Source organism: Pantoea ananatis LMG 2665 (assembly GCF_000710035.2).
GTDB lineage: Bacteria > Pseudomonadota > Gammaproteobacteria > Enterobacterales > Enterobacteriaceae > Pantoea > Pantoea ananatis.
This window is the reverse complement of record NZ_JMJJ01000007.1, coordinates 44,459-69,953: the sequence shown is the minus strand read 5'-3', so window position 1 is coordinate 69,953 and position 25,495 is coordinate 44,459. Positions and strand designations below refer to the sequence as shown.

Sequence of the window (25,495 nt, the reverse complement as noted above, 5' to 3'; positions counted from 1 at the left end):
GAGAAACCAATGTTATCGTAGAAAAACAACATACGCTTCGCGTGCGCCTTGAGAGTCGCACAATGGCGGAGGGTTAGGTATGCTAATTCGTTCCTGAGTGCTGGCGCAGCAAGTTTGAGGCTGATATGAGAAAGTCGTTAAAAAAACCGGACATCCTCAATGTAGAAACCGTGGCGAAGTCACGATTGTTTACTGTTGAAGCGGTAGATCTGGCCTTTAGTAATGGCGCACGGCGTATCTACGAGCGCATGAAGCCCTCGGAACGTGAAGCGGTGATGATCGTGCCGATTATTGACGATCACCTGGTGCTGATTGAAGAGTACGCGGTGGGCCTGGAGAGCTACGAACTGGGCTTTCCTAAAGGCTTAATTGATCCGGGTGAAACCGTAAATCAGGCTGCCGATCGGGAACTTAAAGAAGAAGCGGGATTTGGTGCGGGTCAACTGACCACCCTGGGCAAACTGACCCTGGCGCCGTCCTACTTTTCCAGCAAGATGAATATTGTGGTGGCGGAAGGGCTTTATCAGGAGAAGCTGGAAGGCGATGAGCCTGAACCGCTGGTCGTCCATCACTGGCCGTTGAGCAATCTGCTGGCTTTGTTGCAGGAGCCTGATTTTCGCGAGGCACGCAACGTCAGCGCATTGTTTATGGTGCGTGAGTGGCTGGTGAAGCAGGGACGTATCAGTTATTGATGGGCCGTAAAAGCAGTTTTCGGTGAGCAGGGGCGACTTGCGCCGCCCCTGAAGATTAAAACAGTTCGTGGCTCTCGCCATTATCCATGATGGTTGTCCCTGCATCATGTACCGAATACTCGGTTGGCTGAGTACCATTGATAAAGTATTCCTGGCGCGTATTGCCCCCGCCGTTGGCCAGTTTGCCGGTGCTGCGATCGATAGTAACCGTCACAATCCCCTCTGGTGGCGTCAGCGGCTGCACAGGAACGCCCTCCAGGGCAACCTTCATGAAGTCATCCCAGGCAGGCTGTGCACTCTTCGCGCCGCCCTCGTAACCCGAGATCTGATCGGGAATGGCGCCGGAAAGCGTACTGCGGCCCAGATCGCGGCGCGCATCGTCAAAACCAATCCACACCGAGGTCACCACGCCAGGCCCGTACCCCGAGAACCAGGCATCTTTGGAACTGTTGGTTGTCCCCGTTTTACCACCGATGTCATTACGTTTCAGGTCGCGGCCGGCACGCCAGCCTGTTCCCATCCAGCCCGGTTCGCCAAAAATGTTACTGTTCAGCGCGCTCTTAATCAGGAATGACAGCGGTGTATTAATCACATGTGGCGCATACAGCTGTTCGCCACCTGACTGTGGCTGTGCAGGTACCTGCTCCAGCTCAGGCTGTGGCACCGTCTGGTTTTGCTGCTGAGCGGAAGGCGCAACGTTCTCAACGCTTTCGGCGTTCAGCGCCAACGCTTTTTTGGTTTCACCGTAAATCACGGGCAGGTTGCACTGTGGACAGGCAATTCTCGGTTTTTCTTCGAAAACGGTTTGTCCCTGCTCATTTTCAATCTTGCTGATGAAGTAAGGATCAATCAGGAAACCGCCATTCGCCATAACCGAGTAGCCGCGCACGACCTGCAGAGGCGTAAACGAGGCTGCGCCAAGGGCCAGCGATTCGGTATGCACGATATTCTGAGCCGGGAAGCCAAAGCGCTGTAGGTACTCTGCAGCATAGTCCACGCCCATCGCACGCATCGCACGCACCATCACCACGTTTTTCGACTGGCCAAGGCCCTGACGCAGACGAATCGGACCATCGTAGGTCGGCGGAGAGTTCTTCGGACGCCAGTCAGCCCCGGCACCCGCATCCCAACGGGAAATAGGAACGTCATTAAGAATGGATGCCAGGGTTAATCCCCGATCCATCGCGGCCGTGTAGAGGAACGGTTTGATGTTCGAACCGACCTGGCGCAGGGCCTGGGTGGCGCGGTTAAACATGCTTTGGTTAAAGTCAAAACCGCCCACCAGTGCACGCACGGCACCGTTGGCAGGATCCAGCGAAACCAGCGCCGAGTTAACATCCGGCACCTGGCCCAGCCACCATGTCTCACCGACCTGACGCACCCAAACCTGCTGGCCCGGCTGCAGAACCTGAGTAATGCTCTTAGGGGTTGGCCCCTGCGCCGTGTCCGACTTAAAGGCACGCGCCCAGCGCACGCCTGCCATGGTCAGCGAGACGTTGCTGCCATCTTTCATCATAACGGTGGCTTCATCGCTCTGGACATGTGTGACCACGGCCGGGTGAAGCGGGCCGTATAACGGCAGGTCTTTTAACGCCTTAACAATTTGCGCCTGTCCCCACGCGGGCTCGCCAACTTTCCACAGCACGCTGGTAGGGCCGCGGTAGCCGTGGCGCATATCGTAGGCCATCACGTTATTCCGAACGGCCTCCTGCGCGGACTGCTGCAGACGACGTGTGACGGTGGTGTAAACCTTGTAGCCATCGGTATAGGCGTTGTTGCCATAACGTTTTACCATCTCCTGACGCACCATCTCACTCAGATAAGGCGCAGCGAAGACGATTTTAGGCCCATGATAAGTGGACACTAAAGGCGTATTACGTGCTTCATCGTACTGTTGCTGGGTGATGTAGTGCTGATCCAGCATGCGGGCCAGGACGACGTTGCGGCGTGCTACCGCACGGCTGTGCGAATAAAGCGGGTTAAACGTCGAAGGCGCTTTAGGCAGGCCTGCGATGGTCGCCATTTCACTTAATGACAGCTCATTGACAGGCTTACCAAAATAAACCTGTGAGGCTGCGCCCACGCCGTAAGCCCGATAGCCGAGATAGATTTTATTCAGATACAGCTCAAGAATTTCGTCTTTATTCAGCAACTGCTCGATGCGAATCGCCAGGAAGGCTTCCTTTATCTTACGCATCAGGGAGCGTTCCGGACTCAGGAAAAAGTTACGCGCCAGCTGCTGGGTAATCGTACTGGCACCCTGAGAGGCATGACCTGACACCAGCGCAACGCTGGCAGCACGAAAAATCCCGATGGGATCCACACCGTGATGCTCATAGAAGCGGCTGTCTTCCGTGGCAATGAACGCTTTCACCATTTCAGGCGGAACCTGCTGCAGGCTAAGCGGTATACGGCGCATTTCACCGTACTGAGCGATAAGATCGCCCTCAGCGCTGTAAACCTGCATAGGGGTTTGCAAACGCACATCTTTCAGCGTGTTAACGTCGGGCAGCTGTGGCTCAATGTATTTGTACAAACCATAAATCGAGCCAGCTCCCAGCAAGATGCAACACACTGCAAGGATCAATAAATACTTTACGAACTTCACCTGAGATTTCCCATCTGTTGTCGTTTGGGCAGTTTATAAGCAACCGCGCAGTAGTATAAAGGCAAGCCAGACGCTTTGATATGTCCATTTTTCTGGACGATAAGGAGATCGCGCGCATGACTTTGCACACCTGGCAAATTGGGCTGGATATCCAGAACAGGCAGTGCTGCGCCATTGCCATCCTGCGTCGCCGCCAGGGCTGGCAGTTATGCCACTGGTGGCAGCAGCGGCTGGCGCAAGATACGTTAAGAAACGGCGTGCTGCAATCTTCCCCTGAATTGCTGACCGTGTTAACCCGCTGGCGCAAGCGCTTGCCTCTACGCTACTCACTGCGTGTGGGCCTGCCTGCCCAGCTGGTATTGCAGCAGCCGCTTTCCCCTCCCGAACTGCCGTTAAAAGAACCCGCATTAAGCCGTTTCATCCAGGCGGCGGCCCAACGCCTTTTTCCCGTTGACGTGCGCGAACTGGCGCTGGATTACCGTCTCGATCCCACTCATAACCAGCTGTGTATTACGGCAGCCCGGCTTGATGTGGTGCAACAGTGGCTGGCCCCGCTGACGCAGGCAGGACTCAAGCCCCGCGTGTTTGAACTGGCTACGCATGCGCTAAAAATGGTGACTGAGCAGGCGCAATTAGCAGCGGGAAGTGTAGTGGTTTTACGACAGGATGCACGTTACCTGTGGAGTGACGGCATCAGTGCAGCATCTTTGGCTGAAGTGGACGGGTTATCGGCTCTGCGTGAGCAGGCCTTTCCGCAGGCAAGCCACCTGTTTTATTGCGATGCCGACAACCTCTCGTCTCCTGAGGGTACGCGTCCTTTTTCACCCTTCCAGCCACTTCGCTATCAGCCGCCTTTACCTGACAATCCCGGTGCGTTCGCGCTGGCAACCGGGCTGGCGCTGCGAAAGGAGGATCGCTGATGGTGGCGGTTAATCTTTTACCCTGGCGGGCGTGGCGCTGGCAGCGTCAACGGCGCCAGAGCATTATCGCGCTGGGCCTGACATTACTGCTCTTAACGCTGGCGGTGCTGCTGTTGTACTGGCAGGAACATCAGGCTCTCATTCATGTCCGGCGGCAGCATGCTCAACTCAGTCCTGTTCTTGAGCGCCTTGTTGCGCGAGCAGAGCAGCAAAAACATCTGCTGCAACAGCTGGACGGGTTGCAGCAACAGCGCATCTGGCTTCGTCAGCAGTCCAGGCAATTCAGCGTCTGGCAGCAGCTTTGGCAGGACCTGCCGGTCATGCTGCCCGATGGGCTGTGGTTAACGCGGCTGGAAAAGCACGATGCGCAGTTGCTGCTGGAGGGCAGGGCACTGCAGATGCAGGCTATCCGCCATTTTCGTCAGCGCTTAACGAGCGTGGCTTTTTTTGCACAGATTCGGCAGGGCAATGTGCAGCGCCAGCCAGAAGGGGATTACCACTTCATGCTGCGCATTACACTCAAGGAGGAAGTCAGTGAGTAACGCTATGCAGCACTGGTTACAGTTAACCTGGCCGCTTCGCTATCTCAGCCTGCTGGCGGCAGCCTTTGGGCTGTTCTTTATTGCCTGGTGGATGCTGTTGCAGCCGCAGCGGCGGGTAACGCACGAAGCCCGGCTTCAGTTGGCGCAGCAGCAGCAGCGGGTGCAACAGCGGCAGTTTCAGCTGGCTCAGCATCCTGACATTGCGACATTACAGGCTCAGTTGGTGCTGGAAACGGCAAGACAACCTGCAGCGCCACGCACGCTGGAGGCCATCATCGCGGAGCGGGGGACGCAGTTAATGCAGTGGCTTACTGATGAAGAGCCGAGGGTGCTGACGTTCCACCTGCAATGGGTGCAGTTTCAACCGCTGTTTTCAGCGTTGTCGCAATCAGCGACGGCATTTCCGGGGCGTTTTCAACTCACCGCACATCCGGCGCATCTGGTCGCGCAACTCTGGCTGCAATCCGATGAAGCCCGTTAGCGTCATCCTGGTATTGCTCTGCTGCGGTGCCGTTCATGCGCGCGATCCTTTTCGTCCTCTTCCCGGTACGGCTTGTCTGGCAGACGTTGAGCCGCTCAGCGAATGGCGCTTACAGGGCATTGTGGGTCGTGCGCCGAGGTTTCAGGGCTGGCTGGTGACGCCGCAGGGTCACGGCGTGAAGGTTCTCAGCGATCGCCCTTTCCCGATGGGGCCGTGGCAAACCGTGCAGTTCACGTCGCGTACCCTTGAGCTGTCAGTACCGGGCAGTTGTTCATCTCAACGTTTCACCTTTCGTCTCAAAGGAAGCCTGCATGATAAGGACAGCGATTCTGACGTGGCTGGTGCTCTGCCTGACGCCCGCTCACGCCAGCCACGATGACGGCTTAAGCCTGGCATTTGACGATGCACCTGTTGAACGCGTTTTGCAGGCGCTGGCTGATTATCAGCACATTAACCTGATGATTTCGCCTGAGGTTGAGGGAAGACTGTCATTGCGGCTGGAGAATGTACCCTGGCAACAGGCGTTGTCGCTGGTCGGCCGTATGGCTCGCCTGACCTTACTGGAAGAGGAGAACGTTCTGCTGGTTTATCCTGAGAGCTGGCAGCAGCAACGGCATGAGGCCGAAAAGGCTCAACAGGCCGAAGCGTTACAGCAACAGCCGCTCCAACAACGCAGGATCTCCCTGCACTATGCCAGTGCCAGCGACGTCCATCGCAGCCTGCAGAGTGAACGGCCATCGCTGATGACCGCGCGCGGCAGTGCAACGGTTGACAGCCGGACCAACAGCCTACTGCTGCGCGACAGCCCGTTGGCGCTTGAGGAGACTGCGCGCTGGATACGTGCGCTGGATGTCCCGCTGGAGCAGGTGGAACTGGCGGCGCATATCGTCACCATCAGCGAAGAGCACTTGCATGAACTGGGCGTCAACTGGCGGCTGTATAACGAAGGCGATGTCATAAATCGTGCATTACGTCATCCTTTACTTGATATTCCATTGGGGCTGAATTCCCACGACGTGTCTGTGGGCGTCACGCTGTCGCGGATTGGCGGCAAACTTCTGGATTTAGAACTCAGCGCTCTGGAGCAGGAAAATCAGGTGGAAATTATCGCCAGTCCGCGCTTGTTTACCTCCCACCAACAAACGGCGTCCATTAAGCAAGGCACTGAAATCCCTTATGAAGTCTCTGCCGGCAACAGCGGAGCGACCAGCATTGAGTTCAAAGAGGCAGTGCTGGGCATGGAGGTCACGCCTGCCGTTTTAGGCAATGGCCGCATTCAGCTCAAAATACGCATCAGTCAGAACGTGCCGGGTCGGGCGGTTCAGACCGGCGATTCACAGGTTTTGTCCATTGATAAGCAGGAAATTGAAACTCAGGTCACGGTCAGTGACGGGCAAACGCTGGCGCTGGGGGGAATTTTTCATCAGCAGCGCACTCGCGGGCAGCGCCAGGTTCCGCTGCTCGGTAATCTTCCTGTTGTGGGCAGCCTGTTTCGGCAGCATGCAGAAGAGCAGAGAAAACGTGAGCTGGTCATTTTCATGACGCCGCGATTGGTCAGGGAAGCAGCGCTTTCGGCACGATAAAACGGAAAATGTGCCCATAAAGTCCAACTGCGTTGACGCAGGGCTGGAATTAGCTTACAAGGTTTAGCGATTTTTAACACGTTGTAAGCGTCTGTGTTGGAAAAACCAGGCAAGCAGATGAAAGAATTCCTCTGCTCGCCGTAATGTCACAACGCTGTACTGACGCATTACAGTTTCGCGAACGACGGGCCAATTCAGAAATGGATGTGCTGTAAGCAATATAATCGGTTGCCAAACAGCCTTGAGTGTTGAGATAATTTTTCGTCTGACTCTTGCTAACGCTCATGAGGTCTCAGTTCCTGTCCCGCCAGCAAAATGCTGAAAGCGGGGTATCATTAACGAATTCTTAGTAATACCGACAAAATGGCAGAGAAACGCAATATCTTTCTGGTTGGGCCGATGGGTGCCGGCAAAAGCACTATTGGCCGTCAGTTGGCTCAGCAACTCAATATGGAGTTCTTCGATTCCGATCAGGAAATTGAGCGACGCACCGGAGCGGATGTGGGCTGGGTTTTTGACGTTGAAGGCGAAGCTGGCTTCCGCGATCGTGAAGAAAAAATCATCAATGAACTGACCGAGAAGCAGGGCATCGTCCTGGCGACAGGCGGTGGCTCCGTAAAATCCCGGGAAACACGTAATCGTCTCTCCGCTCGCGGCGTCGTGGTGTATCTTGAAACCACTATTGAGAAACAACTGGCACGTACACAGCGTGATAAAAAACGCCCCTTACTGCAGGTAGAATCACCGCCGCGTGAAGTGCTTGAAGCGCTGGCAGGTGAACGTAACCCGCTTTATGAAGAGATCGCCGACGTCACTATCCGCACTGACGATCAAAGTGCAAAAGTGGTGGCGAATCAGATTATCCACATGTTGGAAAAAAGTTGATCCAACGTTTGAAGGCTCTTTGACAGGTATCGAGCATCATGGAGAAGATCACCGTTTCACTGGGGGAACGTAGTTACCCCATCACTATCGCCGCCGGACTGTTTAACGATCCGGCTTCTTTTTGGCCGTTAAAAGCGGGTGACAATGCCATGCTGGTGACCAACCAGACGCTGGCACCGCTCTACCTGGATAAGGTATCGGCTCTGCTGAAGGCGGCGGGGGTGAAAACGGATCAGGTGATTTTGCCCGACGGTGAGCAGTATAAAACGCTGACCGTGATGGATCAGGTCTTTACCGCACTACTGCAAAAACCCCACGGCCGTGATACTACGCTGGTGGCGCTTGGCGGTGGTGTCATTGGCGATCTTACGGGGTTTGCTGCGGCAAGCTATCAGCGCGGCGTGCGCTTTATTCAGGTACCGACAACGCTGCTGTCGCAGGTTGACTCATCGGTTGGCGGCAAAACGGCCGTTAACCATCCTCTTGGCAAAAACATGATCGGCGCGTTTTATCAGCCCGCCTCGGTGGTGATCGATACGGTGTGTCTTCGTTCACTGCCGCCACGTGAACTGGCTTCCGGTCTGGCTGAAGTCATCAAGTATGGCATTATCCTGGACGGTGAATTCTTTCAGTGGCTTGAGCAGAATCTTGATGGGCTTCTGGCACTGGATGAATCTGCACTGGCCTGGTGTATTCGCCGCTGCTGCGAGTTGAAGGCGGAGGTCGTTGCCGCAGATGAGCACGAGCACGGTCAGCGCGCATTACTGAATCTGGGTCATACTTTTGGTCATGCCATTGAGGCCCATATGGGCTACGGCAACTGGTTACATGGTGAGGCGATTGCTGCCGGGATGGTCATGGCGGCGCGCACGGCGCAACGTCTGGGCCAGTTCAGCGCACAGGACACCGATCGCATCATTGCTTTACTGCAGCGGGCCGGTTTACCGGTGAACGGGCCGGTAGAGATGCAGGCAGAGGACTATTTGCCGCATATGATGCGTGACAAAAAAGTGCTGGCCGGTGAATTGCGTCTGATACTGCCGCTGTCCATTGGTCGCGCTGAAGTGCGCGGTGGCGTGGCTCATGATATGGTGATGGCTGCAATTAATGATTGCCAGAAATCTTGATATTAAGCAGGTAAGTGGTGACGCGGCGCGCAGGTGCGCAGTGCGGGATGCCGCTTTACGGAGGAGGCAAAATGGATGAGTTCAAACCGGATGATGAGTTAAAACCTGACGCCAGCGACCGTCGTCCCTCGCGCCCACGTAAATCGTCTTCTGCGACGAAAGCACCGGTATCGCGCCAGCATGTCATGATGGGCGTCGGGATTCTGGTGTTACTGCTGTTAGTGCTGGGAATCGGTTCTGCGCTCAACGGTTCTGACGACAGTAAGTCCTCTTCGGCCAGCGATAATAAGAACGCGCCTGCCAGCGGAGCCGCGGGAACGGGCAGCGAAAAAAATATTGATCTGAGTGGATCTACCGCCATGAGCGGTGGACAAAATGCCGCAGGGACTCAGCCGTCCTCTTCGACAGCGCAGAATGCACCGGGTACGGATTCTTCTGCTGGAGCGACAAATGCGCCACGCGATATTTCTATGCCGCCGGTTGCTTCAACGCCGACGCAGGCAGCGCCCGTTGAAACGCCAGCAAATCAGCAGCGCGTAACGTTACCCGGCGATCTCAACAGCGCCCTGACCAATCAACAGCAGCAGGTTGATGGCGCGGTGCAGGGAGCAGAAAACAGCAGCTCACTGCCTACGGCGCCTGCCACGGTTAGCGGCAAAGCCGGTTCAGCGCCAGCAACAACAGGCCGGGCGCCTTCAGGTCAGACCGCAGTCGCCCCACGTCACATGCGTGAGCAACCGGTCAAAACCGCGACTAAGCCCGCAGCCAGCGAGCACAAAACCCACACCACGCCAGCGCACACTGCCGCGCATACTGCGCCAGCTAAAGCCACTGGCAGCGGCACAGCGGCGAGTAAATCGCTGCCTGGCGGCAATTACACTCTGCAGCTGAGCGGTGCCTCCAAAGCAGAAAGCCTGAATGCATGGGCCAGGAAACAGAATCTGAGCGCGTACCATGTGTATAAGACGACGCGCAATGGCCAACCCTGGTACGTGCTGGTGAGTGGTGCGTATGCAACGCCCGCGGACGCAAAACGCGCTGTAGCAACCTTGCCTGCCGCCGTCCGCGCACAGAACCCATGGGTAAAACCGGTCAGTCAGGTCAGGAAAGAAGCCAGCCAATAAATGATGTGGGACCGGCCGTTGCCGGTCCCGTTTTAAGCGCAGATCTGCTGTCGGTTTAACCACAGCCTCACAATAAGATGTAATTACCACGACAGCATGAAAAAAAATCGCGCTTTTTTGAAATGGGCGGGGGGAAAGTTTCCCTTAGTCGAAGAGATCCACCGTTACCTGCCGCAAGGTGATTGCCTGATCGAACCCTTTGTTGGCGCTGGCTCAGTGTTTCTCAACACCGATTTTGATCGCTATCATCTGGCTGATATCAACAACGATCTCATCAATCTCTACAACATCGTGAAAACGCGTACGGCAGATTTTATCCGCGATGCGCGTTTACTCTTTACGCCTGAAGGGAATAACGAAGCCTGCTATTACCAGCTCCGCACTGAATTCAATCTCAGCCAGGATGCTTATCAGCGTGCGCTGCTATTTCTCTATCTTAATCGTCATTGTTACAACGGCCTGTGTCGCTACAATTTACGCGGCGAGTTCAACGTCCCTTTTGGTCGCTACCGCAAACCATACTTTCCGGAAGCAGAGTTACTGTGGTTTGCCGAACGTGCGCAGAAAGCGACGTTTGTCTGTGAATCATACGATGTTACCCTGAACAATGCCCGGAAAGGCTCTGTGGTATATTGTGATCCGCCGTACGCGCCACTGTCCGCGACGGCTAACTTTACGGCTTACCACACCAATAGTTTCAGCCTGCATGAACAGCAGCATCTGGCACAGCTGGCGGCTAAGCTGGCGTCTGAGAGCCAGATTCCGGTACTGATTTCTAATCATGATACTGAGCTGACGCGTTGCTGGTATCAGGATGCCGTGTTACATGTGGTTAAAGTCCGGCGTTCTATTAGCCGAAGCATAACCGGCCGCACCAAGGTCGACGAACTGCTGGCACTCTATCGCTAGTCTGTTTCGTCCGCGGCCAGGGTATTTCGCCAGCAGCGATGCTGGCGCACAACAGTGGAGAATCGGATGAAACAATATTTGCTGGCCCCTTCCATCCTTTCGGCAGACTTTGCTCGCCTGGGTGAAGACACTGCGAAAGCACTGGCGGCCGGAGGCGACGTGGTTCACTTCGACGTTATGGACAACCACTATGTTCCCAATCTGACCATGGGACCGATGGTACTGAAAGCGTTGCGCGATTACGGTATTACGGCCCCAATCGATGTGCATTTAATGGTGAAGCCCGTGGATGCGTTAATTCCCGAGTTTGCCAAAGCCGGTGCCACCTACATTACTTTCCACCCGGAAGCCAGCGAGCATGTTGACCGTACGCTGCAGTTGATCAAAGAGCACGGTTGCAAAGCCGGCCTGGTCTTCAATCCCGCCACGCCGCTCAGCTACCTTGATTACGTGATGGATAAGCTGGATATCATTCTGCTGATGTCGGTGAACCCTGGCTTCGGCGGGCAGTCATTTATTCCCGGCACCCTGGATAAGCTACGTGAAGCGCGTAAGCGTATCGATCAAAGCGGCTACAGCATTCGTCTGGAAGTGGACGGCGGCGTGAAGATTGATAATATTGGCCAGATCGCCGCAGCAGGCGCGGATATGTTTGTGGCCGGTTCAGCCATCTTTGGTCATCCAGACTACAAAAAAGTAATCGATGACATGCGAAACGAGCTGGAGAAAGCCAATGGCTCATTTCACTGATATACGCGCACTGGCGTTCGATCTGGATGGTACGCTGGTCGACAGCGCGCCGGGCCTGGCTGACGCAATCGATCTGACGCTTGCGGATCTGCGTTTACCGGCTGCTGGCGTGGCGCGCGTGTCCACCTGGATTGGTAACGGTGCGGATATCATGATGGCCCGCGCGCTGACCTGGGCGCTGGGGCGTGAGCCACAGCAGGATGAGCAGCGTGATGCGCGAGTGCTCTTTGACAAGCACTATGCCAGTACCGTGGAAGCCGGCAGCACGCTGTTTCCTCAGGTTAAGGAAACGCTGGCAACCCTGCAGGCGCAGGGGATACCGATGGCGATTGTGACCAATAAGCCTACGCCGTTTGTCGCCCCGCTGCTGAAGTCTTTGGGGATTGATGACGCGTTTTCGCTGATTATTGGCGGTGATGACGTCGTAGCGAAAAAACCGCATCCTGCGGCCATTTTTTTGGTGCTGGGTAAATTTGGCCTGCTGCCCGCGCAGTTGCTGTTTGTCGGGGATTCGCGCAACGATATTTTGGCTGCGCAGTCGGCTGGTGTTCCCAATATTGGTATGACCTTTGGCTATAACTACGGCGAGCCTATTGCGACCAGCCAACCCGATCTCACCCTTGACTCTTTTGACGAACTTTTGCCCGCTATCGGGCGGTAATTTATCAGGACATAAGCATGAGCAAACCCATCGTTTTCAGCGGCGCACAGCCGTCCGGCGAACTGACCATTGGCAACTATATGGGTGCGCTGCGTCAGTGGGTGCAGATGCAGGATGATTTCCACTGCATTTACTGTATCGTCGACCTGCACGCGATCACCGTTCGCCAGGACCCGGCAGCACTGCGTAAAGCCACCTTAGATACGCTGGCGCTGTATCTGGCCTGTGGTATCGATCCCGAGAAAAGCACTATCTTCGTTCAGTCCCATGTGCCCGAGCACACGCAACTCAGTTGGATCCTGAACTGCTACACCTATTTTGGTGAGCTGAACCGTATGACGCAGTTTAAAGACAAATCCTCGCGCTATGAAGAAAACATCAACGCGGGATTGTTCAGCTATCCGGTGCTAATGGCTGCAGACATTTTGCTTTATCAGACGACGCAGGTGCCAGTGGGTGAAGATCAGAAACAGCACCTTGAACTGAGTCGCGACATTGCGAGCCGGTTTAACGCGTTGTATGGCGATATCTTTAAAGTGCCCGAGCCGTTCATTCCTAAATCTGGCGCACGCGTGATGTCCCTGCTGGAACCGACGAAAAAGATGTCTAAGTCGGACGATAACCGCAATAACGTCATCGGCCTGCTGGAAGATCCAAAATCCGTGGTCAAAAAAATCAAGCGCGCGATGACCGACTCGGAAGAGCCACCTGTCATTCGCTATGACATTAAAGAGAAGGCGGGCGTATCAAACCTGCTGGACATTCTGTCAGGCGTGACCGGCAAGCCCGTAACGGCGTTGGAGCAGGAGTTTGAAGGCAAAATGTACGGGCATCTGAAAGGCGCAGTAGCTGATGCGGTGTCCGGTATGCTGACTGATCTGCAGGAACGCTATCATCGCTTCCGTAACGATGAAGCGCTGCTGGAGCAGGTGATGCGTGACGGTGCGCAGAAAGCCCGTGCTCAGGCGCAGGAAACCCTGAAAAAGGTTTATGACGCTGTAGGTTTTGTCGCTCAGCCCTAATCGGCGAGTCGGGCATGTAAACGGCGAGCATAGGCTCGCCGTTTTGTTTTTACCACCAGCGTAATGTTTCGTGCAGGACAGTCCGACAGCGAAGAATCACCTGTCTGGCGCTTATTGATGTACATCAATCGCAGTACGCTATACCTCTCAAGGGAGCGCTGCACGATTCAGCCCATTACCTTAAGTGAGGTCACTGACTTACAAAGTCATCTGGAGCAGGGCAACGCTATCGTGTTAGCTTTAATCAGCAGCGCTTAACGTATCAGGAGCCCGCAATGACAACCGCACCACTTCGATGGATAAACAATCTGCGTCTGCCCACACGTGACGGACTGTGGCAGATAGAAATTGCTGAAGGGAAAATCGTCCGAATGACGGCACAGCCTCAGCAGATATCTGCGGACGGCGCCTCGCTGGATGCGGAAGGTGGCCTGGCCCTTGCGCCTTTTATTGAACCTCATATTCACCTGGATACCACGCAAACCGCGGGAGAGCCAGCCTGGAACCAGTCCGGGACATTGTTTGAGGGCATTGAGCGCTGGGCAGAGCGCAAAGCGTTGCTGAGTCATGAGGACGTCAAACGGCGGGCAATGCAGACGCTGAAGTGGCAAATAGCGAACGGCGTACAGTATGTCCGTACCCATGTGGACGTATCCGATCCCACCTTAACGGCTCTCAAAGCGATGTTGGAACTTAAAGCGGAGATGGCACCCTGGATTGATATTCAGATCGTGGCGTTTCCGCAGGAAGGCATCCTGTCTTATCCCAATGGTGAAGCGCTTCTTGAAGAGGCGCTGCGGCTCGGCGCAGATGTCGTCGGGGCGATTCCTCATTTTGAATTCACCCGGGAATACGGCGTCGAGTCGTTGCATAAAACGTTCGCGCTGGCTAACCGTTATGACCGGCTGGTGGATGTGCACTGCGACGAAATTGACGATGAGCAGTCGCGCTTTGTTGAAACCGTGGCCGCCTTGGCCCACCGCGATGGCATGGGGGCACGCGTGACCGCGAGCCACACTACGGCGATGCACTCCTATAACGGTGCCTACACATCGCGTCTGTTTCGACTCCTGAAGCTCTCCGGGATTAACTTTGTAGCGAATCCGCTGGTCAATATTCATCTTCAGGGTCGTTTCGACAGTTACCCTAAGCGGCGCGGCATTACCCGCGTTAAAGAGCTTCTGGAGGCGGAGATTAACGTCTGCTTTGGTCACGATGATGTGTTTGATCCCTGGTATCCGCTGGGCACGGCCAATATGCTCCAGGTGCTGCATATGGGGCTACACGTGTGTCAGCTAATGGGCTATGAACAAATTAATGCCGGGCTCGATCTCATCACCCATCACAGTGCCAAAACGATGAATCTTGCAGAATACGGCATTCAACGCGGGCATGACGCCAGCTTGATTATCCTGCCAGCGGAAAACGGCTTTGACGCGGTGAGAAGACAGGTACCGGTGCGCTATTCGCTGCGTCGCGGAAAGGTGATCGCCGAGACTCAGCCTGCGAAAAGCGCAATCTGTTTAGAACAGTGGGAAGACGTGACGTTTAAACGCTGAAAGGCGAGGGCGGCACGGTGGCGCCGCCCAGAGAGATTAATGGGTGTTATGACCGTGGGAGCGGTGTTTGGTCACCAGACCTAACAGCACACACATAATAAACACCACCGCGTACAGGCCGTTTGCGGTTAACAGCGCGCTGTGAACGCCGCTGTTTTTCACAATCGGTGACGTCACAACAAAGGTCAGCATGGTGCCGACCGTGCCGCAGGTCAGAATAAAGTTAACCAGCTTGGGTGAGGCCACTTTGGTTTGCAGCGAGCCCAGGGTGATAATGGTGGTATAAATCGCGCTTGAGCTAAAGCCCAGCGTTAAGATAATCCATCTCAGCATGCTGGCGTCATGGCTGCTTACGAACCAGTACATCAACACCGTTGCCAGGCCTGCCAGCACCATCAAAATACGTTGCAGATCAAAGAAGCGCAGCAGGAAGCTGAACACCCACATACCGACCATGTAGGCGGTCCAGAAACTGCCCACCAGCTGACCGGCGTCGTCAATGTTCATGCCCATGACTTTGGTCGCGTACTCTGGCACCCAGGAAATAAAGCCTAACTGGCCCAGGATGTAGCATAGCGCCGCAATGGCCAGAAACAGGACGCCAGCCCCCCATTTCTCTTTCTCAACGGTCGGGCTGTTCTCCGGCTTGCGCAGCACCGGGAATTCAACAAACAGCGTCATGATAAAAATGCCAACATAAATCACGCCAATACAGACGTAAACCCAGTACCACGGCAGATGACGCGCCAGCAGGATACCGGCAAGGATGGGGAAAATGGTGCCTGCCATACTGAAGAACGAATCCGTAAACAGCAGACGTGAACCGCGCTGACGGCCTTCGTACATGTGGGTTATCAGGAAGGTGCCAATCGACATGGTAATGCCGCTGACCACGCCAAGCACGAACATGCACAGAGAAAATACCGACAGATCGCGGCTGGTCATTAAGCCGATGACGGCTAACACCATCAGCACAAAGCCGAATATCAGCTGCCGTTTGAGCGGCACAATCACCATCAGCCAGGCATTAAGGAAAACTGCAGCCAGAATGCCACTGTTCAGGAAGGTGAAGGTGTTGCCCATACTGTCGATAGGAATCTGGAAATCTTTCGCGATATCGCCCATTACCATGCCGGTGACAATCACCAGTGCGCCGGTAAGCGCATACGATAGAAAGCTAATCCAGGTAAGGCCGATACGATTACGATTTGTCATGTTCTGAACCTGTTAGGAAGCGGGAGAGCCTGAAGCGTCAGAAATTGTAAACGTAACCGTGATCTTAATAAACTAAGAGTGAAAACTGATGTCATTCATTTCATCAATACTGTGATTTTAGTCACGAAGCGCAAGCAACCTTATTCAGGCTCTGGTGGGTGCCTTTAGCGTAAATATAGGTAAAACGCTGGCTCTTGTATTACATGCTCTTTACAATCAATATCGTTTTTGAGCTGGCTCTCCAAAGTAAGGAATTACTCATGTTTAAACGTACTTTGACAGCGGCAGTTGCCCTGTTAGCGCTCTCTTCTGTTTCCGCCTCAGCTTTAGCGGCTAAAGGTGATACGCATGTTCTGCTTACCACCTCTGCTGGCAATATCGAACTCGAACTGAATAATCAAAAAGCACCGGTTTCAGTTAAAAACTTCGTTGATTACGTCAACAGCGGTTTCTATAACAACACGATTTTTCACCGCGTCATTCCTGGCTTTATGATCCAGGGCGGTGGCTTTACCAGTGAAATGCAGCAAAAACAGACCAACGCGCCGATTAAAAACGAAGCAGACAACGGCTTGCGCAACCTGCGTGGCACCATCTCAATGGCCCGTACCGCCGATAAAGACAGCGCCACCAGCCAGTTCTTCCTGAACGTTGCTGACAACGCTTTTCTGGATCATGGTCAACGTGATTTTGGTTACGCCGTATTTGGTAAGATTGTCAAAGGCCAGGACGTGGTGGATAAAATTTCTCAGGTGCCGACAAAAGACGTGGGCCCGTATCAGAATGTGCCAACCAAACCTGTGGTCATTTTGTCAGCGAAAGTCTTACCGTAATTTGATCCCATGCCATCTCGTCTCCGGCAAAGGGAAAATTTGCTCTTATACTTAGAGCAAACCTGAGCAGGAGGCGGTATGGCAAACAAACTCACAGATAAACAAAAAGCAGCGCTCTGGCAACAGCGGCGAAATGCCAGCTATCGGGCAAGCTGTCGGCTCGAAGGCTTTACCCTGACGGAACCGGAAATCAAGGGTGAAGATGCAGAAGCGCGTCTGGCCTCACTGAGGAGGCAATATGGCTGCTAACACTGCCGTCACTCAGGATCCCTACCTGTGGCAAAACGATACCGTACTGAAAAACCGTCTTGATATTCACGATGCCGCGCAGCTGCGTAAAGCCGAGTTAAGCTTTAGTGCCGCGCGCCTTGCCACGCTTGAACTGGGCCCGTGCAAGATCGGATTACCCTACCTCTGCCATATTCACCGTACCCTGTTTCAGGACGTCTATAGCTGGGCCGGCGAACTGCGTACGCTGGACATCTGGCGCGACGAAACCCCTTTTTGTCATTTCGAGTACATCGAAAAAGAGGGAAATGCACTGATGGCGGCGCTGGAAGAGGAGAAAGCCTTGGCCTGTCTGCCTCAGGCTGAGTTTGTGAAACGGATTGCCTGGTACTATTGCGAAGTCAATATGCTGCATCCCTTCCGCGAAGGTAACGGCAGGGCGCAGCGTATTTTCTTTGAACAGCTGGCGCTGCATGCCGGCTACGTGCTGGAATGGGACAACCTGAGCGCCGAAGACTGGGTTGCGGCAAATCAGGCCGGTGCCGCCGGCGCGTTGCAGCCGCTGGAAAAGCTCTTTGCCCGTATCGTCAGTGAAGCCAAAGCCCCCTGATCCGCTTACGCCACAGGGCGGCGCACCAGGTGCGTCGCCCTGCACGAAATCGGTTATCCGGCATCCCCACATCACACTCATCCTGAACAGCATGATAGGATAGCGCTCTGGTCATCACTCTGGATGCTGAACGCTCCGCGCATTCCTCCGGTCTGCCTGAAATCACAATCATGTTGCTGCTTATTGATAACTACGACTCGTTTACCTGGAACCTCTACCAGTATTTTTGCCAACTGGGTGCTCAGGTTCGGGTAGTAAGAAATGATGCTATTACCCTTGATGAGATGCGCACGCTGCCGCTGACTCATTTGGTGATTTCTCCTGGCCCCTGCACGCCCGATCAGAGCGGTATTTCCTTGCAGGCCATCCGCCATTACGCTGGCCGTCTTCCTGTACTGGGCGTTTGCCTGGGCCATCAGGCGATAGCCCAGGTTTTTGGGGCGCAGATCGTTCGCGCTCGCGAGGTAATGCACGGTAAAACCTCGGCGGTGCAGCACAATGGTTGTGGCGTCTTCCGCGGTCTGAATCAGCCGTTGACCGTTACGCGCTACCATTCACTTATTGTCAAAACGGAAACCTTACCTGATGAGTTCGAGGTGACCGCATGGAGCCTGCGTAACGGCCAGCCGGATGAGATTATGGGGATTCGCCATAAAACGCTCGCACTGGAAGGCGTGCAGTTTCATCCAGAGAGCATCCTCAGTGAACAGGGACACCAGCTGTTGGCTAATTTCCTGCACCAGTGAAGTTGTGTTTGCCTTTAAGTGATTTTTTATGCATATTTCATGATTATTATTTCATCGTGACTCAACGAATCAGTTAATGAGGTTGTCAATGACAGCGGAAAATATGGCAGTAACGCGTGAGACGTTCGATCAGGTCATTTTGCCTGTTTATGCACCTGCTCAGTTTGTACCGGTAAAAGGCAAAGGAAGCCGCGTCTGGGATCAACAGGGTAAAGAATATATCGACTTCTCTGGCGGCATTGCCGTGACCGCTCTGGGCCATTGCCACCCGGCGCTGGTTGAGACCCTGAAGAAACAGGGCGAAACCTTATGGCATACCAGCAATGTGTTTACCAATGAACCTGCGCTGCGTCTGGCCAGTAAACTGATCAACGCCACGTTTGCGGAGCGGGTCTTTTTTGCTAATTCGGGGGCAGAAGCCAATGAGGCCGCGTTTAAGTTGGCTCGCTACTATGCCTGTAAACGCCACAGCCCGTTCAAAAGCAAAATCATTGCCTTTCACAACGCCTTTCACGGACGGACGCTGTTCACCGTAACGGTGGGCGGTCAGCCCAAGTACTCCGACGGTTTTGGCCCGAAACCCGCCGATATCGTTCATGTGCCGTTCAACGATCTGGACGCGGTTAAGGCGGTGATTGACGATCACACTTGCGCCATTGTGGTGGAGCCGATTCAGGGGGAAGGCGGTGTGATGCCTGCAACACCAGCGTTTATGCAGGGGTTACGTGAACTGTGCGACAAACACCAGGCGCTGCTGGTACTGGATGAGGTGCAAAGCGGCATGGGGCGCAGCGGTAAGTTGTTTGCCTATGAGCACTACGGCGTGACGCCCGATATTCTGACCTCGGCGAAGGCGCTGGGCGGCGGTTTTCCTGTAAGCGCCATGCTGACCACCAATGAGGTAGCCTCAACCATGGCGCCTGGCGTGCATGGCACGACTTATGGCGGCAATCCGCTGGCATGCGCGATCGCAGAAACCGCGTTAGATATTATTAATACGCCAGCTGTACTGAATGGGGTAGAAATCCGCCGCCAGCAGTTTGTTGAGGCGCTCAAGGCTATTGATGCGCGTCACGACCTGTTCAGTGATATCCGTGGTAAAGGCCTGCTGATTGGTGCAGCCCTGAAGCCGCAGTATGCGGGCAAGGCGCGCGATATTCTGAATGCGTCAGCTGCGGAAGGCGTCATGGTGCTGGTGGCCGGAACAGATGTGATGCGCTTCGCACCGTCGCTGATTATCGAGCCTGCCGATATCGAAGAGGGCATGGCTCGCTTTGCCCGTGCGGTAGAGAAAGTGCTGTCTGCCTGAGTTATTTGCGGCGCAGACTGCGCAACAGCCAGCGGCCATGATGAGGCCGCTGGTTCCAGGCCAGAGAAGAGATCGTGTGCATGACTTTCAGATGCTCCAGGATGCGCCTGACGTGCTGCTCCAGTACCGTGACCGGCCCCTCATTTATATCTTCCACGCCCTGTAGCAGATCCGTCTGCGAACTTTCCCCATCATATTCCAGCCTTTGCTGACACCGTTGCAGGGCGATCTCGCACCATTGCAGGTAGTGCTCAGCCAGCGTGGGCGGCAGCATGGTATGTTCACGTGCCAGAATGGTCATGGCGTTAATGTGCTCCACGATAAACTGGCAGTGCGTGACCCATAAGCGCATATCCTGCAGGTAGCGTGAATTAAATCCCGGCTCCTGCATGGCCTGATTCAGGGAGTTGAATACGGCGTTATGCGCCTGGTTGACCTTAACCCGCTGGTAAGCCAGCGCATCGGGTGACTGCTCCGGGCCCAGCAACATTCGCAGGGCATCCTGACAGGCCTCCAGCGCATCATGGGCATTCTGGCGCAGCAGGGCACTTTGCCACTGCGGCCACAGCCATAACATGCCCCCAAAGGCGATCAGGCAGCCCATCAGCGTATCCAGCAGGCGGGGCAGTAAAAACTGTGCCCCGTTAAGGGAGAGCAGTTGCAGCGTATAAACGGCCGTCACCGTAAATCCCACTATTGACCAGCCGTAAAACTGGCGGGTAAAACGGTAGCTGATAAAGGTAATCACCAGCATGATGCTCAGCACCAGCGGTTCAGGCACATCCAGGCGTAGCGACGCCGCCGCGATAGCCAGTCCGGCAAAGGTTCCCAGGGCCCGGTGCTGAATACGTACGCGGGTTGCGCTGTAGTTGCTCTGGCTGACAAACATGATGGTCATCAAAATCCAGTAGGGCTTAGGAATCGAAAAGAACACGGCCAGGGCGCTGCCCAGCATCAGCATGACGGAAAAACGCCCGGCCGTTCGCAGTGCGGAAGACCGCAGCGACAGATAGCTCCGCAACGCGGGCAGCAGCGGTAAACGACGCTGGCGATCGGCCATCAGGTCGCGTTGATAAAGCGGCTTTTGGGTTCGAAGCACCCGGGCGATACGGCTGAAATGATAGAGACAGAAGTTACCCACCGGATTGTCCGGATGCTGAAGGGCGATTTTCTCCAGCGCACCCAACTGCTTGTCCATATCGAAACGACCAGAGAGTTGGTGATACAGAATATCGTCGGCCAGCGAGCGCAGCCGGGCTGAAATCGTTCTGGCGTTCCAGCGGATGACGGCTTCAGCATGGCTTTGCTCGACCAGCTTCTGGACCTCTTCCGGCTGATGCAGGCTGACGGAGATATGCTCCTGCAGATCCAGTGCTACCTGAAACGCCCGGGTCAGGCGTTTGTGGCTGTGATCGCGACTCGCAGACAGCATATGCATTTGCTGATAGCAGGTGTTGATCAGATCGATCGCTTTTTGCTGACGCGCCAGCAGGGGCGGCAGGGCTTTTTCCGGATCGGTCAGCTGCGTCAATAAGCTGTACTTGGCGTCACAGTAATTTGCCAGCTCACGGTAGATCAGGCTCAGGCTTTCGCGCATCGGCTGCTCTTTCCACAGCCAGAACCAAAACCAGTTGAACAGGCCATACCAGAGCGTTCCACCGATATAGAGCAGGGGCGGAACGTAAATGGGCATACGGCCAATCAGGCTGAGGGTAAAAATTGCCGCGATTAACGTGCCGGGCAGCAGTCGGGCGTGCAGCGGACTGATCTCTCCGGTGACGCCAAGCAGCAAAGGCAGGGCAAACAGGATGAGCGGCAGCGGCACGTCTTTAAGCAGCAGCCACTGCATCAGTAAACTGCCAAGGGCAAACAGGCTGCCGCCGATGATCAGGCGTTTAAAGAAGCGTTTGTGGGGCGTGTCCAGACCGGCAATGTTGCAGCAGGCGGGAACCAATGAGAACAGCAATCCTTTTTGCAGATCGCCGAACAGCCAGCCGAGCGCTACGGGAAGGCACAACACCAGCGTCTGGCGCAGCGCATAGTTAACTTCGGGGTGATAGATTATTCTTCGCCACATCGGCTCAACACAAGACATTCACGGCATAATGTCGCCATCACGCCGTGAACAGTCAGGCTTAGCGTGTGCCGTAAACAACGATGGTTTTGCCGTGTGCGGAGATCAGGTTCTGATCTTCCAGCATCTTCAAGATACGGCCCACGGTTTCACGTGAACAACCAACGATTTGGCCAATTTCCTGACGAGTAATTTTAATTTGCATGCCGTCAGGATGCGTCATGGCATCTGGCTGTTTAGCCAGATTAAGCAACGTTTGTGCAATGCGTCCGGTCACATCCAGGAAAGCGAGATTCCCCACTTTTTCTGACGTCACCTGCAGACGGCGAGCCATCTGAGAAGAAAGGCGCATCAAAATATCCGGGTTAACCTGAATGAGCTGACGGAATTTCTTGTAGGAAATCTCTGCCACTTCGCACGCAGTTTTCGCACGTACCCAGGCGCTGCGCTCCTGACCTTCTTCAAACAGGCCAAGCTCACCAATAAAATCGCCTTGATTCAGATAAGAAAGAATCATCTCTTTGCCTTCTTCATCCTTAATCAGTACCGCGACGGAACCTTTCACGATGTAGTAAAGCGTTTCGGCTTTTTCACCTTGGTGAATCAGCGTACTTTTGGATGGATACTTGTGAATATGGCAATGGGACAGGAACCATTCAAGTGTAGGGTCTGTTTGCGGTTTGCCGAGAACCATTCGCTATTATCCTCTATTGTAATCGTGCCCAAAATACAGGGCTCAGTTTCCCTGCCAGGCGATGAAAGCGTTAAGCGTGTTTCCATTCAGGAAATTATTCGGGCTGCATTTGCGCAGAGCGCATCATTCTTCCCGGCTTCGTCTTCGGATGACGAAAAATATTTTCAGCACTGTTTGTAGCACAGCTTTCGCCGACTGTCTTGTGTTGTCTCGCTTCAGCAATAAGGCTGATTTCTCCGGATTGCTGTTTACCAGGCAAAAGCGTACTCTGACGCAAAAACAGGGCATTCTGGGGGCCAGATTATGCAGGCAAGAGTCAAATGGGTTGAAGGGTTAACATTCCTCGGCGAGTCTTCGTCCGGACATCAGGTCTTAATGGACGGCAATTCCGGCGATAAAGCGCCCAGCCCTATGGAAATGGTGCTGATGGCGGCCGGCGGATGCAGCGCCATTGATGTGGTATCAATTTTGCAAAAAGGTCGCAACGATGTGGCTGATTGCGAAGTAAAACTCGAATCAGAACGCCGGGAAGAAGCGCCTCGCATCTTTACCCGCATCAACCTGCATTTTATCGTCAGTGGAAAAGCACTTTCAGATAAAGCCGTGGCGCGTGCGGTCGACCTTTCAGCTGAGAAGTATTGCTCGGTTGCCATTATGTTAGGCAAAGGGGTGGAAATTACCCACAGTTACGAAGTTATCGAGCTGTAATTATTCAGAGGCCAGCGCGGCCTCTGATTTTATTCAATGCGTTTGCCTTCCATGAGCCGTTTTACCAGCGGTGCCATAATTAATTCCATCGCCAGCCCCATTTTCCCGCCAGGTACAACCAGCGTGTTGATATTGGAAATAAACGATCCCTGCAGCATGGCCAGTAGGTAGGGAAAATCAATATCTTCCAGCCCCTGAAAGTGGATGACGACAAAACTTTCATCCAGTGAAGGAATGGTGCGTGCCGCAAAGGGGTTAGAGGTGTCGACGGTTGGAACCCGCTGAAAGTTAATATGGGTGCGTGAGAACTGCGGCGTAATGAAATTGATGTAATCTTCCATTGAGCGCACCACCGAATCCATTACGGCTTCACGCGAATGACCGCGTTCACCGGTATCGCGTACCAGCTTCTGAATCCACTCCAGGTTAACGATGGGGACGACGCCGACCAGTAAATCCACTTTTTCAGCGACGTTGTGCTGAGCCGTCACGACGCCGCCGTGCAGTCCTTCATAAAACAGCACGTCCGTATCCGGTGGCAGCGGCTGCCACGGGGTAAAGGTACCTGGTACCTGATTCCAGGGCACCGCTTCGTCGTAGGTATGCAGGTATTTACGTGACTGGCCCTTGCCCTGATCACCGTATTCAACAAAGGTCTGCTCCAGCAGACCGAAATCATTCGCCTCCGGGCCAAAGTAGCTGATATGGCGACCCAGATCGCGCGCCTTACGGATAGCCATATCCATTTCAGGCCGGGTAAATCGGTGGAAACTGTCCCCTTCCAGCTCGGCCGCGTGCAAATTGAGTTGCTGAAAAATTTTACGGAATGCGAGGCTGGTGGTAGTGGTTCCGGCACCGCTGGAACCTGTTACCGCGATAATCGGATGACGTGCCGACATAGTGAAACTCCCTGTGAAATCAGGCGATGAGCATTGTTAGCACGATTTTTCATTCTGTGCATCAGCCACGGAACTCACTTTTGCGCATGATGTTGACCGATTCGTGAAGCTCAGACCAGACCAGCACGACTTCACCTTGCTGCAGCTGGCGTCGCACATTGGCGACTTTTTCGGTCAGGCTGAGTTCCTGTTCGCCGTAGTCGGTACCTTCGCGTAGAACAAAGGCTTCAATAACGTTTTCAAGAGTTTCGGGAGAAACCTGTTGCCAGGGAATAATCACAGGGTTAGCTATCCAGATAAGGGGAAATCCACTGCGGCACGCGCTGTTCCAGCCACAATTCAGGCTGACGCAGGGTACCACTCACAAATCCAACATGACCACCGTGTGTTGTCAGCTGATAGGTAATAGTGGCAGATAACTGGTCATTCTGCGGGATCACCTCATCGCTCATAAAGGGGTCATCTTTTGCATGGATAATCAGCAACGGTTTTGTCACCGATCTCAGCAACGGCAGGGCGCTGGCACGGCGATAATAGTCCGTGGCGTCGGCAAAGCCATGCGCCCGGGCCGTGATGGCGTCGTCAAAATCACGCAGGCGACGCAGGGCATTCAGCTGACTGAGATTGACCGGTAAGGTGTCGGGCCATGCGTGCAGCTTGCGCCTGGCATTCTTTTTAAGCTGGCTCAGCAGGTAACGCTGATAAATTTGGGAAAACCCGCGTTCCAGTCGGGCGCTACAGGGTTCAAGCATCAAGGGTGCCGAAACGATAACGCCGGCATCCAGCGCAACGTCACTGCCCTGTTGGCCCAGCAGGCAACCCAGCATATTCCCGCCCAGCGAAAACCCCACAGCTGCAGTAGGAACCTGTCCCCAGCGGGCCTTCAGCCAGGTCAGGAAAAAGCGTGCATCTTCCGTCTCGCCGGAGTGGTAAATCCGGTTTAGCCTGTTCGGCTCGCCGCTACAGCCGCGAAAATGCATCACTACGGCCAGCCAGCCACGTTGCCTGCAGACTTGCATCAGGCCATGGATGTAGGGACTGTGGAAGCTTCCTTCCAGACCATGAAACAGCACCACGCGTGGTTTATGCGCGGCAAACTGTGGATCTTCACTCCAGGCCAGATCGACAAAATCACCATCGGGTAAATCCAGCCGCTGCCAGTGAGGCGTTAACGCTAGAGTACGGCGGAACAGGCGCGGCAGTATGGTTTGCACATGCGGATTGGTCAGGCCGCGCATGGGGCTGAACGCCGCGCCGTCCGGGCCCGAAAATTTCATGTTGTAAAGGCTTGTCTGTTCCATATCACACTGTTAGCT

At 54.5% G+C, this 25,495-nt stretch carries 27 protein-coding genes; 20 read left to right on the top strand and 7 right to left on the bottom strand.

Translation table 11 applies throughout. From position 1 onward, the window contains the following. The first annotated feature begins 125 nt into the window (after nt 1-125). Complete coding sequence (nudE, locus tag EL29_RS16630; protein WP_013027514.1) at nt 126-692, top strand: ADP compounds hydrolase NudE; 567 nt, start codon at nt 126-128, stop codon at nt 690-692. A 55-nt stretch (nt 693-747) separates the two neighbouring features. Here nudE and mrcA read toward each other — a convergent pair whose 3' ends face one another. Further along, entirely contained in the window at nt 748-3,300 is a 2,553-nt protein-coding gene (gene mrcA, locus EL29_RS16625) for a peptidoglycan glycosyltransferase/peptidoglycan DD-transpeptidase MrcA (RefSeq protein ID WP_014604852.1), read from the bottom strand. Nucleotides 3,301-3,416: 116 nt separating this feature from the next. On the opposite strand from mrcA, the gene pilM reads away from it, so the two are divergent. The 13 genes from pilM (at nt 3,417) to EL29_RS16560 (ending at nt 14,863) form a co-directional block, all read left to right on the top strand. Beyond that, entirely contained in the window at nt 3,417-4,220 is an 804-nt protein-coding gene (gene pilM, locus EL29_RS16620) for a type IV pilus biogenesis protein PilM (protein WP_028715877.1), read from the top strand. Then, on the top strand, nt 4,220-4,762 hold the full coding sequence (locus tag EL29_RS16615; protein WP_028715876.1) for a PilN domain-containing protein: 543 nt from the start codon (nt 4,220-4,222) through the stop codon (nt 4,760-4,762). Before pilM ends, EL29_RS16615 begins: the two co-directional genes overlap by 1 nt. Further along, on the top strand, nt 4,755-5,243 hold the full coding sequence (locus tag EL29_RS16610; protein ID WP_028715875.1) for a HofO family protein: 489 nt from the start codon (nt 4,755-4,757) through the stop codon (nt 5,241-5,243). Before EL29_RS16615 ends, EL29_RS16610 begins: the two co-directional genes overlap by 8 nt. Further along, a complete protein-coding gene (locus EL29_RS16605; protein ID WP_028715874.1) occupies nt 5,230-5,622 on the top strand; it encodes a HofP DNA utilization family protein in 393 nt (130 codons plus the stop codon). Before EL29_RS16610 ends, EL29_RS16605 begins: the two co-directional genes overlap by 14 nt. Continuing rightward, nucleotides 5,555-6,826 carry a DNA uptake porin HofQ gene (gene hofQ, locus EL29_RS16600; RefSeq protein WP_071999637.1) on the top strand — a complete coding sequence of 424 codons (1,272 nt, stop codon included), beginning with the start codon at nt 5,555-5,557 and terminating at the stop codon, nt 6,824-6,826. The genes EL29_RS16605 and hofQ overlap by 68 nt, the downstream gene beginning before the upstream one ends. 363 nt (nt 6,827-7,189) lie before the next feature. Continuing rightward, a complete protein-coding gene (gene aroK, locus EL29_RS16595) occupies nt 7,190-7,711 on the top strand; it encodes a shikimate kinase AroK (RefSeq protein ID WP_013027507.1) in 522 nt (173 codons plus the stop codon). 38 nt (nt 7,712-7,749) lie between these two features. Beyond that, nucleotides 7,750-8,838 (top strand): 3-dehydroquinate synthase, encoded by a 1,089-nt coding sequence (gene aroB / locus EL29_RS16590; protein WP_014594780.1) that lies wholly within the window; start codon nt 7,750-7,752, stop codon nt 8,836-8,838. Nucleotides 8,839-8,909: 71 nt separating this feature from the next. Beyond that, complete coding sequence (locus tag EL29_RS16585; protein ID WP_028715872.1) at nt 8,910-9,962, top strand: SPOR domain-containing protein; 1,053 nt, start codon at nt 8,910-8,912, stop codon at nt 9,960-9,962. 96 nt (nt 9,963-10,058) lie between these two features. Continuing rightward, the gene (gene dam / locus EL29_RS16580) at nt 10,059-10,871 is read left to right on the top strand and encodes an adenine-specific DNA-methyltransferase (RefSeq protein ID WP_013027504.1); all 813 of its coding nucleotides are present in this window, start codon (nt 10,059-10,061) and stop codon (nt 10,869-10,871) included. Between the two features lie 66 nt (nt 10,872-10,937). Further along, nucleotides 10,938-11,621 (top strand): ribulose-phosphate 3-epimerase, encoded by a 684-nt coding sequence (rpe, locus tag EL29_RS16575; protein ID WP_014594778.1) that lies wholly within the window; start codon nt 10,938-10,940, stop codon nt 11,619-11,621. After that, the gene (locus EL29_RS16570; RefSeq protein ID WP_019106456.1) at nt 11,605-12,282 is read left to right on the top strand and encodes a phosphoglycolate phosphatase; all 678 of its coding nucleotides are present in this window, start codon (nt 11,605-11,607) and stop codon (nt 12,280-12,282) included. The genes rpe and EL29_RS16570 overlap by 17 nt, the downstream gene beginning before the upstream one ends. 17 nt (nt 12,283-12,299) lie before the next feature. After that, nucleotides 12,300-13,304, top strand: a complete 1,005-nt coding sequence (gene trpS / locus EL29_RS16565) for a tryptophan--tRNA ligase (RefSeq protein WP_013027501.1) — start codon at nt 12,300-12,302, stop codon at nt 13,302-13,304. A gap of 275 nt (nt 13,305-13,579) precedes the next feature. Beyond that, nucleotides 13,580-14,863, top strand: coding sequence for a cytosine deaminase (locus EL29_RS16560; protein WP_013027500.1), 1,284 nt, complete (start codon nt 13,580-13,582; stop codon nt 14,861-14,863). A 36-nt stretch (nt 14,864-14,899) separates the two neighbouring features. Here EL29_RS16560 and tsgA read toward each other — a convergent pair whose 3' ends face one another. Further along, nucleotides 14,900-16,078 (bottom strand): MFS transporter TsgA, encoded by a 1,179-nt coding sequence (gene tsgA, locus EL29_RS16555; RefSeq protein WP_013027499.1) that lies wholly within the window; start codon nt 16,076-16,078, stop codon nt 14,900-14,902. 260 nt (nt 16,079-16,338) lie between these two features. On the opposite strand from tsgA, the gene ppiA reads away from it, so the two are divergent. The 5 genes from ppiA to argD all read left to right on the top strand — a co-directional run bounded on the left by ppiA (nt 16,339) and on the right by argD (nt 19,804). Then, complete coding sequence (ppiA, locus tag EL29_RS16550) at nt 16,339-16,911, top strand: peptidylprolyl isomerase A (protein ID WP_014604860.1); 573 nt, start codon at nt 16,339-16,341, stop codon at nt 16,909-16,911. A gap of 78 nt (nt 16,912-16,989) precedes the next feature. After that, on the top strand, nt 16,990-17,160 hold the full coding sequence (gene ficA / locus EL29_RS16545) for a FicA/YhfG family antitoxin (RefSeq protein ID WP_013027497.1): 171 nt from the start codon (nt 16,990-16,992) through the stop codon (nt 17,158-17,160). Beyond that, the gene (locus tag EL29_RS16540; protein WP_013027496.1) at nt 17,150-17,749 is read left to right on the top strand and encodes a putative adenosine monophosphate-protein transferase Fic; all 600 of its coding nucleotides are present in this window, start codon (nt 17,150-17,152) and stop codon (nt 17,747-17,749) included. The genes ficA and EL29_RS16540 overlap by 11 nt, the downstream gene beginning before the upstream one ends. Nucleotides 17,750-17,919: 170 nt before the next feature. Beyond that, nucleotides 17,920-18,495 (top strand): aminodeoxychorismate synthase component II, encoded by a 576-nt coding sequence (locus EL29_RS16535; RefSeq protein ID WP_014594773.1) that lies wholly within the window; start codon nt 17,920-17,922, stop codon nt 18,493-18,495. A gap of 88 nt (nt 18,496-18,583) precedes the next feature. Continuing rightward, nucleotides 18,584-19,804 (top strand): bifunctional acetylornithine/succinyldiaminopimelate transaminase, encoded by a 1,221-nt coding sequence (argD, locus tag EL29_RS16530; protein WP_028715871.1) that lies wholly within the window; start codon nt 18,584-18,586, stop codon nt 19,802-19,804. A 1-nt stretch (nt 19,805) separates the two neighbouring features. On the opposite strand, the gene EL29_RS16525 is transcribed toward argD, so the two are convergent. Beyond that, nucleotides 19,806-21,881, bottom strand: coding sequence for a YccS/YhfK family putative transporter (locus tag EL29_RS16525; protein WP_028715870.1), 2,076 nt, complete (start codon nt 21,879-21,881; stop codon nt 19,806-19,808). 58 nt (nt 21,882-21,939) lie between these two features. Beyond that, nucleotides 21,940-22,572 (bottom strand): cAMP-activated global transcriptional regulator CRP, encoded by a 633-nt coding sequence (crp, locus tag EL29_RS16520; protein WP_000242758.1) that lies wholly within the window; start codon nt 22,570-22,572, stop codon nt 21,940-21,942. Between the two features lie 303 nt (nt 22,573-22,875). Here crp and EL29_RS16515 point away from each other — a divergent pair, with 303 nt between their 5' ends. Continuing rightward, nucleotides 22,876-23,280: an OsmC family protein gene (locus EL29_RS16515; protein ID WP_013027492.1), complete on the top strand. Its 405-nt coding sequence runs from the start codon at nt 22,876-22,878 to the stop codon at nt 23,278-23,280. A 29-nt stretch (nt 23,281-23,309) separates the two neighbouring features. On the opposite strand, the gene EL29_RS16510 is transcribed toward EL29_RS16515, so the two are convergent. The 3 genes from EL29_RS16510 to EL29_RS16500 all read right to left on the bottom strand — a co-directional run bounded on the left by EL29_RS16510 (nt 23,310) and on the right by EL29_RS16500 (nt 25,480). Beyond that, entirely contained in the window at nt 23,310-24,179 is an 870-nt protein-coding gene (locus EL29_RS16510; RefSeq protein WP_013027491.1) for a phosphoribulokinase, read from the bottom strand. A gap of 61 nt (nt 24,180-24,240) precedes the next feature. Next, entirely contained in the window at nt 24,241-24,459 is a 219-nt protein-coding gene (locus EL29_RS16505) for a YheU family protein (protein WP_013027490.1), read from the bottom strand. 4 nt (nt 24,460-24,463) lie between these two features. Then, nucleotides 24,464-25,480, bottom strand: coding sequence for a hydrolase (locus EL29_RS16500; RefSeq protein WP_014594769.1), 1,017 nt, complete (start codon nt 25,478-25,480; stop codon nt 24,464-24,466). Nucleotides 25,481-25,495 lie beyond the last annotated feature (15 nt).